Origin of the sequence: Pseudomonas flexibilis (assembly GCF_000802425.1) — a bacterium.
Classification (GTDB): domain Bacteria; phylum Pseudomonadota; class Gammaproteobacteria; order Pseudomonadales; family Pseudomonadaceae; genus Serpens; species Serpens flexibilis.
Genome location: NZ_JRUD01000037.1, coordinates 1 through 15,564 on the forward strand (window position 1 = coordinate 1; position 15,564 = coordinate 15,564).

At 60.6% G+C, this 15,564-nt stretch carries 12 protein-coding genes, 1 tRNA gene and 1 pseudogene; all 14 read left to right on the forward strand.

All coding sequences use genetic code 11. The annotated features are described in order from the left end of the window. Nucleotides 1-60: 60 nt before the first annotated feature. Nucleotides 61-171: pseudogene (locus SF06_RS18165) on the forward strand (EF-Tu C-terminal domain-related protein); the annotation flags it as partial. Nucleotides 172-225: 54 nt separating this feature from the next. Continuing rightward, nucleotides 226-301, forward strand: a tRNA-Trp gene (locus SF06_RS17245). Nucleotides 302-345: 44 nt separating this feature from the next. After that, a complete protein-coding gene (secE, locus tag SF06_RS17250) occupies nt 346-714 on the forward strand; it encodes a preprotein translocase subunit SecE (protein WP_027591041.1) in 369 nt (122 codons plus the stop codon). Nucleotides 715-723: 9 nt separating this feature from the next. Beyond that, complete coding sequence (nusG, locus tag SF06_RS17255) at nt 724-1,257, forward strand: transcription termination/antitermination protein NusG (RefSeq protein ID WP_027591040.1); 534 nt, start codon at nt 724-726, stop codon at nt 1,255-1,257. Nucleotides 1,258-1,372: 115 nt separating this feature from the next. Next, nucleotides 1,373-1,804: a 50S ribosomal protein L11 gene (rplK, locus tag SF06_RS17260; RefSeq protein WP_027591039.1), complete on the forward strand. Its 432-nt coding sequence runs from the start codon at nt 1,373-1,375 to the stop codon at nt 1,802-1,804. After that, a complete protein-coding gene (gene rplA / locus SF06_RS17265; RefSeq protein ID WP_027591038.1) occupies nt 1,804-2,499 on the forward strand; it encodes a 50S ribosomal protein L1 in 696 nt (231 codons plus the stop codon). Before rplK ends, rplA begins: the two co-directional genes overlap by 1 nt. Nucleotides 2,500-2,691: 192 nt before the next feature. Next, nucleotides 2,692-3,192 (forward strand): 50S ribosomal protein L10, encoded by a 501-nt coding sequence (gene rplJ, locus SF06_RS17270; RefSeq protein ID WP_027591037.1) that lies wholly within the window; start codon nt 2,692-2,694, stop codon nt 3,190-3,192. A 78-nt stretch (nt 3,193-3,270) separates the two neighbouring features. After that, nucleotides 3,271-3,639, forward strand: coding sequence for a 50S ribosomal protein L7/L12 (rplL, locus tag SF06_RS17275; RefSeq protein ID WP_027591036.1), 369 nt, complete (start codon nt 3,271-3,273; stop codon nt 3,637-3,639). Nucleotides 3,640-3,848: 209 nt separating this feature from the next. Next, nucleotides 3,849-7,925 carry a DNA-directed RNA polymerase subunit beta gene (rpoB, locus tag SF06_RS17280; protein ID WP_027591035.1) on the forward strand — a complete coding sequence of 1,359 codons (4,077 nt, stop codon included), beginning with the start codon at nt 3,849-3,851 and terminating at the stop codon, nt 7,923-7,925. Between the two features lie 62 nt (nt 7,926-7,987). After that, on the forward strand, nt 7,988-12,184 hold the full coding sequence (gene rpoC / locus SF06_RS17285; RefSeq protein WP_039562842.1) for a DNA-directed RNA polymerase subunit beta': 4,197 nt from the start codon (nt 7,988-7,990) through the stop codon (nt 12,182-12,184). A gap of 158 nt (nt 12,185-12,342) precedes the next feature. Further along, nucleotides 12,343-12,714, forward strand: coding sequence for a 30S ribosomal protein S12 (rpsL, locus tag SF06_RS17290; protein ID WP_027591033.1), 372 nt, complete (start codon nt 12,343-12,345; stop codon nt 12,712-12,714). A 90-nt stretch (nt 12,715-12,804) separates the two neighbouring features. After that, nucleotides 12,805-13,275 carry a 30S ribosomal protein S7 gene (gene rpsG, locus SF06_RS17295; RefSeq protein WP_027591032.1) on the forward strand — a complete coding sequence of 157 codons (471 nt, stop codon included), beginning with the start codon at nt 12,805-12,807 and terminating at the stop codon, nt 13,273-13,275. Between the two features lie 27 nt (nt 13,276-13,302). Continuing rightward, on the forward strand, nt 13,303-15,405 hold the full coding sequence (fusA, locus tag SF06_RS17300) for an elongation factor G (RefSeq protein WP_039562845.1): 2,103 nt from the start codon (nt 13,303-13,305) through the stop codon (nt 15,403-15,405). A gap of 30 nt (nt 15,406-15,435) precedes the next feature. Then, nucleotides 15,436-15,564: GTP-binding protein (locus SF06_RS18170; protein WP_234703346.1), on the forward strand; the 129-nt coding region annotated here is incomplete at its 3' end.

Below are 15,564 nucleotides of genomic sequence, written 5' to 3' on the forward strand. Positions count from 1 at the left end.
CGCACAAGAATTTCTCCTTGAGCGGTCGTCGGCAGCGTCAAATGGCTATAAGAGACAGGGATGACCGTCACCCTGATCGCTCCGATCGCCATGGAAGACGGCCTGCGTTTCGCGATTCGCGAAGGTGGCCGTACCGTTGGCGCCGGCGTGGTTGCCAAGATCCTCGAGTAATCGGTTGATCTTCCTTTCTCAGGTCGGCATAATTGCCGGCCTGATTCGAGTTCCAGGCCAGTAGCTCAATTGGCAGAGCGGCGGTCTCCAAAACCGCAGGTTGGGGGTTCGATTCCCTCCTGGCCTGCCAGATTCTCGTGAGTCTGGCAATTTTCCCTGACAGGATCCAAGCAGATGAACACCAAGGTTGAAGCAAAAGAAGGTCGCTTTGATCTGCTCAAGTGGCTTGCAGTCGCTGTGATCGTGGCGGCGGGTGTAGTCGGTAACCAGGTTTTCTCTGCCGAGCCGCTGCTTTACAGGGTTCTGGTTCTGTTGGTCCTGGCCGTTGTGGCTGCCTGGGTGGCGACGCGTACGGTGAAGGGGAGTGCCTTCCTGGTGCTTGCCAAAGAGGCGCGCGCAGAGATCCGCAAGGTTGTCTGGCCGACCCGTCAGGAAACAACGCAGACCACGCTGATCGTGGTTGCGGTCGTTCTCATTATGGCGCTGCTGCTGTGGGGGCTCGATTCCCTTCTCGGTTGGCTCGTTTCTTTGATTGTGGGTTAAGGGTGCTACGTGGCTAAGCGTTGGTATGTCGTACATGCTTACTCGGGTTACGAGAAGCATGTCATGCGCTCGCTGATCGAGCGTGTCAAGCTGGCCGGTATGGAGGATCTGTTTGGCGAGATCCTTGTCCCCACCGAAGAGGTGGTGGAGATGCGTAACGGTCAGAAGCGCAAGAGTGAGCGCAAGTTCTTTCCAGGATATGTGCTGGTCCAGATGGAAATGAACGAAGCGGCCTGGCACCTGGTAAAAGACACTCCTCGGGTGATGGGTTTCATTGGTGGTACTGCGGATCGCCCTGCGCCGATTACTGATCGCGAAGCTGAGGCTATTCTGCGTCGCGTTGCCGATAGCGGTGACAAGCCGAAGCCCAAGACCCTGTTTGAGCCGGGAGAAACGGTTCGTGTGATTGATGGGCCGTTCGCTGATTTCAATGGTGTAGTCGAAGAAGTCAATTACGAAAAGAGCCGAATTCAGGTTGCAGTCCTGATCTTCGGTCGTTCCACTCCGGTGGAGCTGGAATTCAGCCAGGTAGAGAAAGTCTAGCCTGGCGACCTGTCCCGTAACCCCGCAGCCTTTGTTGCGGGGTTTTGTCGTCACTGGGATTTACTTGAAAGAAACCGGGGAGCCCAAGGGCGTTTAACCCGCAACGGAGCTACAAATGGCAAAGAAAATCACAGCTTATATCAAGCTGCAGGTGAAGGCCGCTCAGGCCAACCCCTCGCCGCCGGTCGGTCCCGCTCTGGGTCAGCATGGCGTCAACATCATGGAGTTCTGCAAGGCGTTCAACGCCAAGACTCAGGGCATGGAGCCCGGTCTGCCGACTCCGGTGATCATCACCGTTTACAGCGATCGCAGCTTCACCTTCGAAGTGAAGAGTACTCCTGCTGCCGTTCTGCTGAAGAAGGCCGCAGGTATCACCAGCGGCTCTGCTCGTCCGAATACCCAGAAGGTGGGCACCGTCACCCGTGCTCAGCTGGAAGACATTGCCAAGTCCAAGCAGGCTGACCTGACTGCTGCCGATCTGGACGCTGCGGTGCGCACCATCGCCGGCTCTGCCCGCAGCATGGGCCTCAACGTGGAGGGTGTGTAATGGCCAAGCTGACCAAGCGCCAGAAGGCAATTGCCGAGAAGGTTCAGGCTGGCAAGCTGTACGGCTTCGAAGAAGCCGCTGCACTGCTCGCTGAGCTGCCCTCCAGCAAGTTCAAGGAATCCGTGGACATCGCCATCAACCTGGGCGTTGATCCGCGCAAATCCGATCAAGTGGTTCGCGGTGCTACCGTGCTGCCGAACGGCACCGGCAAGAGCGTCCGTGTAGCGGTGTTTGCTCAGGGTCCGGCTGCCGAAGCTGCTCTGGCCGCTGGCGCCGAGCGCGTTGGCATGGACGACCTGGCTGCCGAAATGAAGGGTGGCGACCTGAGCTACGACGTGGTCATCGCTTCCCCGGACGCCATGCGTGTGGTTGGCCAACTGGGCCAGGTACTGGGCCCGCGTGGCCTGATGCCAAACCCGAAGGTAGGCACCGTGACTCCCGACGTGGCCACTGCTGTGAAGAACGCCAAGGCTGGTCAGGTTCGTTTCCGTACCGACAAGAACGGTATTATTCACGCTTCCGTGGGCAAGATCGATTTCGAGCCGCTGAAGCTGAAGCAGAACGTGGAAGCCCTGCTGGCTGATCTGAAGCGCCTGAAGCCGTCCACCTCCAAGGGCGTGTACGTCAAGCGCATCACCCTGAGCTCCACCATGGGCCCGGGTCTGCAGATCGATCAGGCTTCTCTTGAAGCCTAAGACCTGTGCGACAGCTTCGGCTGTCGCGCTGTATTGGGGTCCCTGCCTGGCGGGGGCCGTCCAAGACCGTAGGTGGCGAAAGCCTTAAACGTTCGGCCTACGCAGATGGTGCTCCCGATTCGGTCTCCGAATCAGACACCAGAACCCCGAAGGGTCTCGGCCCTTCGGATTGGTAAATCCAGGAGTGTACCCGTGGCAATTAAACTCGAAGACAAGAAAGCCATCGTCGCTGAAGTCAACGAGGCTGCCAAAACTGCCCTGTCCGCTGTCGTGGCTGATGCCCGTGGCGTGACTGTAGGGGCCATGACCGGACTCCGTAAAGAGGCCCGCGAGGCTGGTGTGTACGTGCGTGTCGTGCGTAACACCCTGCTCAAGCGCGCCGTTGAAGGCACTCAGTTTGACGTGCTCAACGACGTGTTCAAAGGCCCGACCCTGATCGCTTTCTCCACCGAACATCCGGGCGCTGCCGCTCGTATCTTCAAGGAGTTCGCCAAGGGTCAGGACAAGTTCGAGATCAAGGCCGCTGCATTTGAGGGTCAGTTCCTCGCAGCCAATCAGATCGACGTGCTGGCAACCCTGCCGACCTACAACGAAGCCGTTGCACAGCTGATGAGCGTCATCCAAGGCGCTACCAGCAAGCTGGCTCGTACTCTGGCAGCTATTCGCGATCAGAAGGAAGCCACTGCCGCCTAAGTGCGCAGGGCATCGTCTACTCGCTTATTCGTTTAATTAGATGGCAGCAAGCCATCCCCCAATACAGGAATTAGAGTCATGGCTCTGACCAACGAAGACATCATCAACGCCGTTTCCGAAATGTCCGTCATGCAGATCGTTGAACTGATCAAGGCGATGGAAGAGAAGTTCGGCGTTACCGCCGCTGCCGCTGTTGCTGCCGGCCCGGCCGCTGCCGCTGCCGTTGTTGAAGAGCAAACCGAGTTCAACATCATCCTGACCGACGCTGGCGACAAGAAAGTCAACGTCATCAAGGTTGTTCGCGAGCTGACCGGTCTGGGCCTGAAGGAAGCCAAGGCTGTGGTCGACGGCGCTCCTGGCGTGGTGAAGGAAGGCGCTTCCAAGGAAGAAGCCGAAGCCGCCAAGAAGGCTCTGGAAGAAGCAGGCGCCAAGGTCGAGCTCAAGTAAGCTCAGTCCTTGCGTCTACAGCCTGGGCGTTTCGCGTAAGGCTGATGGCTGGTGGCAGTTGCCACCGGCCTTTTTCCGTTATAGGTGGCTTTCTATGGGCTGCCTGTAACACACCACCGACAGGTGGCGCAGATCTGTGATCTGCACGATTTGCTGGCTGCTCCCGTCGGAGAAGCCAAACAAGCAGGTGACCAAGCTGGGGAACGCTGATGGCTTACTCATACACTGAGAAAAAACGTATCCGCAAGGACTTTAGCAAGTTGCCGGACGTGATGGATGTGCCTTACCTCCTGGCCATCCAACTGGATTCGTATCGCGAATTCCTGCAGCAAGGAGTGAGCAAGGAGCAGTTCCGCGACGTTGGCCTGCATGCGGCCTTCAAGTCCGTATTCCCGATCATCAGCTATTCGGGCAACGCTGCCCTGGAATACGTCGGCTACCGTCTGGGCGAGCCGGCTTTCGATGTCAAGGAATGCGTGCTGCGCGGCGTAACCTTCGCGGTGCCGTTGCGTGTGAAGGTTCGACTGATCATTTTCGACAAGGAATCGTCGAGCAAGGCAATCAAGGACATCAAGGAGCAGGAAGTCTACATGGGGGAAATCCCCCTGATGACCGAGAACGGTACCTTCATCATCAACGGTACCGAGCGCGTGATCGTTTCCCAGCTGCACCGTTCTCCGGGTGTGTTCTTCGATCACGACCGCGGCAAGACCCACAGCTCGGGCAAGCTGCTCTACTCGGCACGAATCATTCCCTACCGTGGCTCCTGGCTGGACTTCGAGTTCGATCCGAAAGACGCGGTCTTCGTGCGTATCGACCGTCGCCGCAAGCTGCCGGCGACCGTGTTGCTGCGCGCGCTCGGCTATGGCGCGGAAGAAGTCCTCGCGCAGTTCTACGACACCAACGTTTTCCACCTCAAGGGTGAAATGCTGAACCTGGAACTGGTTCCGCAGCGCCTGCGTGGTGAAATCGCCGCGTTCGACATCAAGGACGAGAACGGCAAGCTGATTGTCGAGCAAGGCCGTCGTATCACCGCTCGTCACATCAACCAGATCGAGAAGGCCGGGCTCAAGGAGCTCGAAGTCCCGATCGAGTACGTGCTGGGTCGTACCACCGCCAAGGCGATCGTGCACCCGGTCACCGGCGAGATCGTCATCGAGTGCAACACCGAACTGACTACCGAGGCGCTGGCCAAGATCGTCAAGGCCCAGGTCAGTCGCTTCGAAACGCTCTACACCAACGAGATCGACTGCGGTCCGTTCATCTCCGACACCCTGAAGATCGACTCCACCAGCAACCAGCTGGAAGCACTGGTCGAGATCTACCGCATGATGCGTCCCGGCGAGCCGCCGACCAAGGACGCCGCCGAGACGCTGTTCAACAACCTGTTCTTCAGCGCCGAGCGTTACGACCTGTCCGCGGTCGGTCGCATGAAGTTCAACCGTCGTATCGGTCGCACCGAGATTGAAGGCCTTGGCGTCCTGTCCAAGGAAGACATCATCGACGTGCTCAAGACCCTGGTCGACATCCGTAACGGCAAGGGCGTGGTCGATGACATCGACCACCTGGGCAACCGTCGCGTCCGCTGTGTGGGCGAAATGGCCGAGAACCAGTTCCGCGTGGGCCTGGTGCGCGTCGAGCGCGCGGTCAAGGAACGCCTGTCCATGGCGGAAAGCGAAGGCCTGATGCCGCAGGACCTGATCAACGCCAAGCCGGTGGCTGCTGCGGTCAAGGAGTTCTTCGGTTCCAGCCAGCTCTCGCAGTTCATGGACCAGAACAACCCGCTCTCCGAGATCACCCACAAGCGCCGCGTCTCTGCACTCGGCCCGGGCGGTCTGACCCGCGAGCGCGCCGGCTTCGAAGTCCGTGACGTGCACCCGACCCACTATGGTCGCGTCTGCCCGATCGAAACCCCCGAAGGTCCGAACATCGGCCTGATCAACTCGCTGGCCACCTATGCCCGCACCAACCGCTATGGCTTCCTGGAAAGCCCGTACCGCGTGGTCAAGGGCGGCAAGGTCACCGACGAGATCGTCTTCCTGTCCGCTATCGAAGAGTCCGATCACGTCATTGCCCAGGCCTCTGCCAAGTTGAACGAAGCAGGCGAGCTGGTCGAAGAGCTGGTGAACGTCCGTCATCTGAACGAATTCACCGTGAAGGCGCCGGAAGACGTCACCCTGATGGACGTATCGCCCAAGCAGGTTGTTTCCGTCGCTGCCTCGCTGATTCCGTTCCTCGAGCACGACGACGCCAACCGTGCACTGATGGGTTCGAACATGCAGCGTCAGGCCGTGCCGACCCTGCGCTCCGACAAGCCGCTGGTGGGTACCGGCATGGAGCGCAACGTCGCCCGTGACTCCGGTGTCTGCGTGGTCGCCCGTCGTGGCGGCGTGATCGACTCGGTCGATGCCAGCCGCATCGTGGTGCGCGTCAACGACGCCGAAGTCGAAACCGGCGAAGCCGGCGTCGACATCTACAACCTCACCAAGTACACCCGCTCCAACCAGAACACCTGCATCAACCAGCGTCCGCTGGTGAATAAGGGTGACGTGGTTGCGCGTGGCGACATCATGGCCGACGGTCCGTCCACCGACATGGGCGAGCTGGCGCTGGGTCAGAACCTGCGCGTTGCGTTCATGCCGTGGAACGGCTTCAACTTCGAAGACTCCATCTGCCTGTCCGAGCGCGTGGTTCAGGAAGACCGCCTGACCACCATCCACATCCAGGAACTGACCTGTGTGGCCCGTGACACCAAGCTCGGCCCGGAAGAAATCACTGCGGACATTCCGAACGTCGGTGAGGCCGCGCTGAACAAGCTGGACGAAGCCGGCATCGTGTATGTCGGTGCCGAAGTCATGGCAGGCGACATCCTGGTCGGCAAGGTCACCCCGAAGGGCGAGACCCAGCTGACTCCGGAAGAGAAGCTGCTGCGCGCGATCTTCGGTGAGAAGGCCAGCGACGTGAAGGACACTTCCCTGCGTGTACCGACCGGTACCAAGGGTACTGTCATCGATGTGCAGGTGTTCACCCGTGACGGCGTGGAGCGCGACTCCCGTGCCCTGGCGATCGAGAAGCAGCAACTCGACGAGATCCGCAAGGACCTCAACGAAGAGTTCCGCATCGTCGAAGGCGCGACCTTCGAGCGTCTGAGCGCGGCCCTGGTGGGCGCAGTCGCCGAAGGCGGCGCCGGCCTGAAGAAGGGCACTGTCATCACCAGCGAGATTCTTGCCGGCCTGGAACACGGCCAGTGGTTCAAGCTGCGCATGGCCGACGACGCGCTCAACGAGCAGCTGGAAAAGGCTCAGGCGTATGTGGCTGACCGTCGCCAGCTGCTGGACGAGAAGTTCGAAGACAAGAAGCGCAAGCTGCAGCAGGGCGATGACCTGGCGCCGGGCGTACTCAAGATCGTCAAGGTCTACCTGGCCATCAAGCGCCGCATTCAGCCGGGCGACAAGATGGCCGGTCGTCACGGTAACAAGGGTGTGGTGTCGGTGATCATGCCGATCGAAGACATGCCCCATGACGAACACGGCGTGCCGGTCGACATCGTGCTGAACCCGCTGGGCGTACCATCGCGTATGAACGTCGGCCAGATTCTGGAAACGCACCTGGGCCTGGCGGCCAAGGGGCTGGGCGAAAAGATCAACCGCATGCTCGAAGAGCAGCGCAAGGTCGCCGAGCTGCGTGAGTTCCTGAATCAGGTGTACAACGAGATCGGTGGTCGTCGCAAGGAAGAGCTGGACACCTTCAGTGACCAGGAGATCCTTGAGCTGGCAGCCAACCTGCGCAAGGGCGTGCCCATGGCCACCCCGGTGTTCGATGGTGCCAAGGAAAGCGAGATCAAGGCCATGCTGCGCCTGGCGGACCTGCCGGAAAGCGGGCAGATGCGCCTGTACGACGGTCGCACCGGTAACGCCTTCGAGCGTCCGACCACCGTCGGCTACATGTACATGCTCAAGCTCAACCACCTGGTCGACGACAAGATGCACGCGCGTTCCACCGGTTCCTACAGCCTGGTCACCCAGCAGCCGCTGGGTGGCAAGGCGCAGTTCGGTGGCCAGCGTTTCGGGGAGATGGAAGTCTGGGCGCTGGAAGCCTATGGCGCCGCCTACACCCTGCAGGAAATGCTGACCGTCAAGTCGGACGACGTGAACGGCCGGACCAAGATGTACAAGAACATCGTGGACGGCGATCACCGCATGGAGGCCGGCATGCCCGAGTCCTTCAACGTGTTGATCAAGGAAATCCGTTCCCTGGGTATCGACATCGAACTGGAAACCGAATAACACGCACCGCCATGCGGCGCCCGGCACGGCCGGCCGCCGCAGGTCCGTGAGGAGGAAAGGCCTTGAAAGACTTGCTGAATCTGTTGAAAAACCAGGGTCAAGAAGAGTTCGATGCGATCCGTATCGGTCTGGCTTCGCCGGAGATGATCCGGTCCTGGTCTTTCGGCGAAGTGAAAAAGCCGGAAACCATCAACTACCGTACCTTCAAGCCGGAGCGCGACGGCCTGTTCTGCGCCAAGATCTTCGGCCCGGTGAAGGACTACGAGTGCCTGTGCGGAAAGTACAAGCGCCTCAAGCACCGCGGCGTGATCTGCGAGAAGTGCGGCGTCGAAGTCGCGCTGGCCAAGGTGCGTCGTGAGCGCATGGCGCACATCGAGCTGGCCTCGCCGGTTGCCCACATCTGGTTCCTGAAGTCCCTGCCGTCCCGTATCGGTCTGCTGCTGGACATGACCCTGCGTGACATCGAGCGCGTGCTCTATTTCGAGAGCTACGTGGTGATCGATCCGGGCATGACCACCCTGGAGAAGGGCCAGCTGCTGAACGACGAGCAGTACTTCGAAGCCCTCGAGGAGTTCGGTGACGACTTCGACGCACGTATGGGCGCCGAGGCGGTTCGCGAACTGCTGATGAGCATCGATCTGGACCACGAGACCGCTCGCCTGCGTGAGGAAATCCCGCAGACCAACTCGGAAACCAAGATCAAGAAGCTGTCCAAGCGCCTGAAGCTCATGGAAGCCTTCCAGCAGTCCGGCAACAAGCCGGAGTGGATGGTGCTGACCGTTCTGCCGGTGCTGCCGCCGGACCTGCGTCCGCTGGTGCCGCTGGATGGCGGCCGCTTCGCGACCTCCGACCTGAACGACCTGTATCGTCGGGTGATCAACCGTAACAACCGTCTGAAGCGCCTGCTCGATCTGGCTGCGCCGGACATCATCGTGCGCAACGAAAAGCGTATGCTGCAGGAAGCGGTCGACGCCCTGCTGGACAACGGCCGTCGCGGCCGCGCCATCACTGGCTCCAACAAGCGCCCGCTGAAGTCCCTGGCCGACATGATCAAGGGTAAGCAGGGTCGTTTCCGTCAGAACCTGCTCGGTAAGCGCGTCGACTACTCCGGTCGTTCCGTGATCACCGTGGGCCCGACCCTGCGTCTGCACCAGTGCGGCCTGCCCAAGAAGATGGCCCTGGAACTGTTCAAGCCGTTCATCTTCGGCAAGCTGGAAGCCCGGGGCCTGGCGACCACCATCAAGGCCGCCAAGAAGATGGTCGAGCGCGAGCTGCCCGAGGTCTGGGACGTGCTCGCCGAAGTCATCCGCGAACATCCGGTACTGCTCAACCGCGCGCCGACCCTGCACCGTCTGGGTATCCAGGCGTTCGAGCCCGTGCTGATCGAAGGCAAGGCCCTGCAGCTGCACCCGCTGGTGTGCGCCGCGTACAACGCCGACTTCGACGGTGACCAGATGGCCGTGCACGTACCGCTGACCCTCGAGGCCCAGTTGGAAGCGCGCGCGCTGATGATGTCCACCAACAACGTGCTGTCGCCCGCCAACGGCGAGCCGATCATCGTTCCTTCGCAGGACGTGGTGCTGGGTCTGTACTACATGACCCGCGAAGCCATCAATGCCAAGGGCGAAGGGCGCGTGTTCGCTGACCTGCAGGAAGTCGACCGCACCTTCGGTGCGCGCGAAGTGTCCCTGCACGCCAAGATCAAGGTACGTATCCACGAGACCGTCAAGCAGAAGGACGGCTCTGTGGTGGAGAATACCCGTATCGTCGACACCACTGTCGGCCGTGCGCTGCTGTTCCAGATCGTGCCCAAGGGTCTGTCCTTCGACGTCGTCAACCAGCCGATGAAGAAGAAGGCAATCTCCAAGCTGATCAACCAGGCCTACCGTACCGTCGGCCTGAAGGACACCGTGATCTTCGCCGACCAGCTGATGTACACCGGTTTCGCCTACTCGACGATTTCCGGCGTCTCCATCGGCGTGAACGATTTCGAGATCCCGGCCGAGAAGGCCCGCATCATCGATGCCGCCACAGAGGAAGTGAAGGAGATCGAAGCCCAGTACGCCTCCGGCCTGGTGACCCAGGGCGAGAAGTACAACAAGGTGATCGACCTCTGGTCCAAGGCCAACGATGAAGTGTCCAAGGCGATGATGGCCAACCTGTCCAAGGACAAGGTCATCGATCGCGAAGGCAAGGAAGTCCTGCAGGAGTCGTTCAACTCCATGTACATGATGGCGGACTCCGGTGCGCGGGGTTCCGCGGCCCAGATCCGTCAGCTGGCCGGTATGCGTGGCCTGATGGCCAAGCCGGACGGCTCGATCATCGAGACGCCGATCACCGCGAACTTCCGTGAGGGTCTGTCGGTTCTGCAGTACTTCATCTCGACCCACGGTGCACGTAAGGGTCTGGCGGATACCGCACTGAAGACCGCGAACTCCGGTTACCTGACCCGTCGTCTCGTCGACGTGGCACAGGATCTGGTGGTGACCGAGATCGACTGTGGCACCGAGCAGGGCCTGATCATGACGCCGCACATCGAAGGTGGCGACGTGGTCGAGCCGCTGGGCGAGCGCGTGCTGGGTCGTGTCGTGGCTCGCGATGTGCTCAAGCCCGGTACCGAAGAGGTGCTGCTGCCGGCCGGCACGCTGATCGACGAGAAGCTGGTCGAGTTCATCGAGCGCAACAGCATCGACGAGATCGTCGTGCGTTCGGCGATCACCTGCGAAACGCGCCACGGCATCTGCTCCTGCTGCTATGGTCGCGACCTGGCCCGTGGTCACCGCGTCAACATCGGTGAGGCGGTGGGTGTTATCGCTGCCCAGTCGATCGGTGAGCCGGGTACTCAGCTGACCATGCGTACCTTCCACATCGGTGGTGCGGCCAGCCGAACCTCGGCTGCAGACAGCGTGCAGGTGAAGAACGGCGGTACCATCCGTCTGATCAACATGAAGCACGTGGTACGTGGTGACGGCGCCCTGGTGTCGGTCTCCCGTTCCGGTGAACTGGCGGTTGCCGACGACTTCGGTCGCGAGCGCGAGCGCTACAAGCTGCCGTACGGTGCCGTCGTTTCCGCGAAGGAAGGCGACAAGGTCGATGCCGGTGCCATCGTGGCCAAGTGGGATCCGCACACCCACCCGATCGTCACCGAAATGAAGGGTCTGGTGACCTTCGTGGGCATGGAAGAGGGCATCACCATCCGCCGTCAGGTGGATGAGCTGACCGGCCTGTCCAGCATCGAGATTCTCGATCCCAACGAGCGTCCCGCCGCTGGCAAGGACATCCGTCCGGCGATCAAGCTGGTCGACGAAAAGGGCAAGGAGCTGTTGCTCCCGGGTACCGACGTACCGGCGCAGTACCTGCTGCCGGCCAAGGCGATCGTTGGTGTGACCGACGGCGCCCAGGTCAGTGTGGGTGACGTGCTGGCGCGTATCCCGCAGGAAACCTCCAAGACCCGCGACATCACCGGTGGTCTGCCCCGCGTTGCCGACCTGTTCGAAGCGCGTCGTCCGAAGGAAGCGTCGATCCTGGCGGAAATCAGCGGCACCATCTCCTTCGGCAAGGAAACCAAGGGCAAGCGCCGCCTGGTCATCACTCCGAACGATGGTAGCGATCCTTACGAGGAGCTGATTCCGAAGTGGCGTCACCTGAACGTGTTCGAAGGCGAACAGGTGAACAAGGGTGAAGTGATCTCCGACGGTCCAAGCGACCCGCACGACATCCTGCGTCTGCTGGGTGTCAGCGCGCTGGCCCGTTACATCGTCAACGAGATCCAGGACGTCTACCGTCTGCAAGGCGTGAAGATCAACGACAAGCACATCGAGACCATCCTGCGTCAGATGCTGCGCAAGGTCGAGATCACCGAAGCCGGCGACTCCAGCTTCATCAAGGGCGACCAGGTCGAGCTGACTGCGGTGCTGGGCGAGAACGAGCGCCTGTCCACCGAGGACAAGTTCCCGGCCAAGTACGCCCGAGTATTGCTGGGTATCACCAAGGCGTCGCTGTCGACCGAGTCGTTCATCTCCGCGGCTTCCTTCCAGGAAACCACGCGCGTGCTGACCGAGGCTGCCGTGACCGGCAAGCGCGACTACCTGCGTGGTCTGAAGGAGAACGTGGTGGTGGGCCGTCTGATCCCGGCGGGTACCGGTCTGGCCTATCACAGCGAGCGCAAGCGCCGTCGCGATGCCGAAAAGCCGATGCGTGTGAGTGCCGACGAAGTCGAAGCCGCACTGACCGAAGCGCTGAACTCCAGCGCCGGCTGAGGAAGAGCCCGGGCGCCAGTCGCCCGGGCTTAGCCTTGACGGGGCGTTGAGCTCTCTTTAAACTCACGCACCCCTAAATTTGGCAGGGCGTGTTGCTCTGCCATTTTGCTTTCTTCGGAAAGCGATTGTGTCGAAAGACAAAACAGTGGAGCTAGTAGATGGCAACTATCAACCAGCTGGTGCGTCAGCCGCGCAAGCGCATCGTCGACAAGTCCGACGTGCCCGCGCTGCAGAACTGCCCCCAGCGCCGTGGCGTGTGCACTCGCGTGTACACCACCACTCCGAAAAAACCCAACTCCGCACTGCGTAAAGTCTGCCGGGTGCGTCTGACCAACGGTTTCGAGGTTTCCTCGTACATCGGTGGTGAAGGCCACAACCTGCAGGAGCACAGCGTCGTGCTGATCCGTGGCGGTCGTGTAAAGGACCTTCCGGGTGTGCGTTACCACACCGTGCGCGGTTCCCTGGACACCTCTGGCGTCAAGGATCGTAAGCAGGGTCGTTCCAAGTACGGCGCCAAGCGTCCGAAGTAACTTTTTTTATCTGGGTCGATAAGAGTAAGGTCGGGCGTGACGTTGTGTCATGGTCCCGGGCTAACCTGAAGACCGTTTGAGGGCTTATCAATGCCAAGACGTCGTGTAGCAGCGAAGCGTGAGATTCTGGACGATCCGAAATACGGAAGCCTGATTCTCGCCAAGTTCATGAACCACGTGATGGAAAGCGGCAAGAAGGCCGTGGCCGAGCGCATCGTTTACGGTGCTCTGGACACTGTCAAAGCACGCAAGAACAGCGATCCCCTGGAGATCTTCGAAAAAGCTCTCGACGCCATCGCTCCGCTGGTCGAAGTGAAGTCCCGCCGTGTCGGCGGTGCTACCTACCAGGTTCCGGTCGAAGTTCGTCCGTCTCGTCGCAGCGCCCTGGCCATGCGTTGGCTGGTTGAAAGCGCGCGCAAGCGTGGTGAGAAATCCATGGCACTGCGCCTGGCCGGCGAGTTGCTGGATGCCTCCGAAGGCAAGGGTGCAGCGGTCAAGAAGCGTGAAGACGTGCACCGCATGGCCGAGGCCAACAAGGCGTTCTCGCACTACCGCTTCTAATTCAAGCGACCACACGAGGACCTTATCGTGGCCCGTACTACACCGATCAACCGCTACCGTAACATTGGTATCTGCGCCCACGTGGACGCAGGCAAGACCACTACGACCGAGCGGATCCTGTTCTATACAGGCGTGAACCACAAGATGGGCGAGACCCACGACGGCGCTTCCACCACCGACTGGATGGTGCAGGAGCAGGAGCGTGGTATCACCATTACTTCGGCAGCCGTTACCGCCTTCTGGCAGGGCTCGCAGAAGCAGTTCGACAAGTACCGCGTCAACGTGATTGATACCCCCGGTCACGTGGACTTCACCATTGAAGTGGAGCGCTCCCTGCGTGTGCTCGACGGCGCCGTGGTGGTGTTCTGTGGTACCTCCGGCGTTGAGCCGCAGTCGGAAACCGTATGGCGTCAGGCCAACAAATACGGTGTGCCGCGCATCGTCTACGTCAACAAGATGGACCGTCAGGGTGCCAACTTCGAGCGCGTAGTCGCCCAGATCAAGAAGCGCCTGGGCCACACCCCGGTGCCGCTGCAACTGCCGATCGGTTCCGAAGAGAACTTCATTGGCCAGATCGATCTGATGACCATGCAGGCCGTGTACTGGGACGAAGCCGACATGGGCATGACTCCCCGTTACGAAGCCATTCCGGCTGAACTGCAGGCCAAGGCCGAGGAATACCGCTCCAATCTGGTCGAGGCTGCTGCCGAAGCCAATGAAGAGCTGATGAACAAGTACCTGGAAGAGGGTGACCTGTCCATCGAAGAGATCAAGGCCGGTCTGCGTCAGCGCACCATCGCCTGTGAAATCGTTCCGGCCGTTTGCGGTTCCTCGTTCAAGAACAAGGGCGTGCCCCTGGTTCTCGATGCCGTGATCGACTACCTGCCGGCACCGACCGACATCCCGCCGATCCAGGGTACCAACCCGGATAACGAGGAGCTGACCGACGAGCGCGTTGCCTCCGACGATGCCCCGTTCTCCGCGCTGGCGTTCAAGATCGCCACCGACCCCTTCGTCGGTACGCTGACCTTCACCCGCGTGTATTCCGGCGTGCTGTCTTCGGGCGACTCCGTGATCAACTCGGTCAAGGGCAAGAAAGAGCGCGTTGGCCGTATGGTGCAGATGCACGCCAACCAGCGTGACGAGATCAAGGAAGTGCGCGCCGGCGACATCGCCGCGCTGATCGGCATGAAGGATGTCACCACCGGTGACACCCTGTGCGACATCGAGAAGCCGATCATCCTTGAGCGCATGGACTTCCCGGAGCCGGTGATTCACGTCGCCGTGGAGCCCAAGACCAAGGCTGACCAGGAGAAGATGGGTATTGCGCTGGGCCGTCTGGCTCAGGAAGACCCGTCCTTCCGCGTGCGGACCGACGAAGAATCGGGCCAGACCATCATCGGTGGTATGGGCGAGCTGCACCTGGACATCATCGTCGACCGCATGCGCCGCGAGTTCAACGTCGAGGCCAACATCGGCAAGCCGCAGGTGGCCTACCGCGAAACCATTCGCAACACCTGTGAAATCGAAGGCAAGTTCGTTCGTCAGTCCGGCGGTCGTGGTCAGTTCGGTCACTGCTGGATTCGCTTCGCGCCGTGCGACGAAGGCCAGGAAGGACTGGAGTTCAAGAACGAAGTCGTTGGTGGTGTGGTTCCGAAGGAATACATCCCCGCGATTCAGAAGGGTATCGAAGAGCAGATGAAGAACGGCGTTCTCGCCGGCTATCCGCTCCTCGGTCTGAAGGCCACCGTGTTCGACGGCTCCTACCACGACGTCGACTCCAACGAAATGGCGTTCAAGATCGCGGCCTCCATGGCCACCAAGCAGCTGTCCCAGAAGGGCGGTGCCGTACTGCTTGAGCCGATCATGAAGGTCGAGGTGGTGACCCCTGAGGATTACATGGGCGACGTGATGGGTGACCTGAACCGTCGTCGCGGTCTGATCCAGGGCATGGAAGACAGCGTCTCCGGCAAGGTGATCCGCGCCGAGGTTCCGCTGGGCGAGATGTTTGGTTACGCTACCGACGTTCGCTCTATGTCGCAGGGTCGTGCGAGCTACTCCATGGAGTTCTCCAAGTACGCGGAAGCGCCGAGCAACATCGTCGACGCTATCGTCAAAAAACAAGGTTGATTCAGCCCTTTAAGTAAGAGGTTTACTGTCGTGGCTAAGGAAAAATTCGAACGTACCAAACCGCACCTCAACGTTGGCACCATCGGCCACGTTGACCACGGTAAGACCACCCTGACCGCTGCTATCGCAACCGTCTGCGCCAAGACCTGGGGCGGCGAA

Coding starts and splice junctions, on each gene's coding strand:
- rplK (WP_027591039.1), top strand. CDS start 1,373: ATGGCAAAGAAAATCACAGCTTATATCAAGCTGCAGGTGAAGGCCGCT.
- secE (WP_027591041.1), top strand. CDS start 346: ATGAACACCAAGGTTGAAGCAAAAGAAGGTCGCTTTGATCTGCTCAAG.
- rplA (WP_027591038.1), top strand. CDS start 1,804: ATGGCCAAGCTGACCAAGCGCCAGAAGGCAATTGCCGAGAAGGTTCAG.
- rpsG (WP_027591032.1), top strand. CDS start 12,805: ATGCCAAGACGTCGTGTAGCAGCGAAGCGTGAGATTCTGGACGATCCG.
- rplL (WP_027591036.1), top strand. CDS start 3,271: ATGGCTCTGACCAACGAAGACATCATCAACGCCGTTTCCGAAATGTCC.
- rpoB (WP_027591035.1), top strand. CDS start 3,849: ATGGCTTACTCATACACTGAGAAAAAACGTATCCGCAAGGACTTTAGC.
- rpsL (WP_027591033.1), top strand. CDS start 12,343: ATGGCAACTATCAACCAGCTGGTGCGTCAGCCGCGCAAGCGCATCGTC.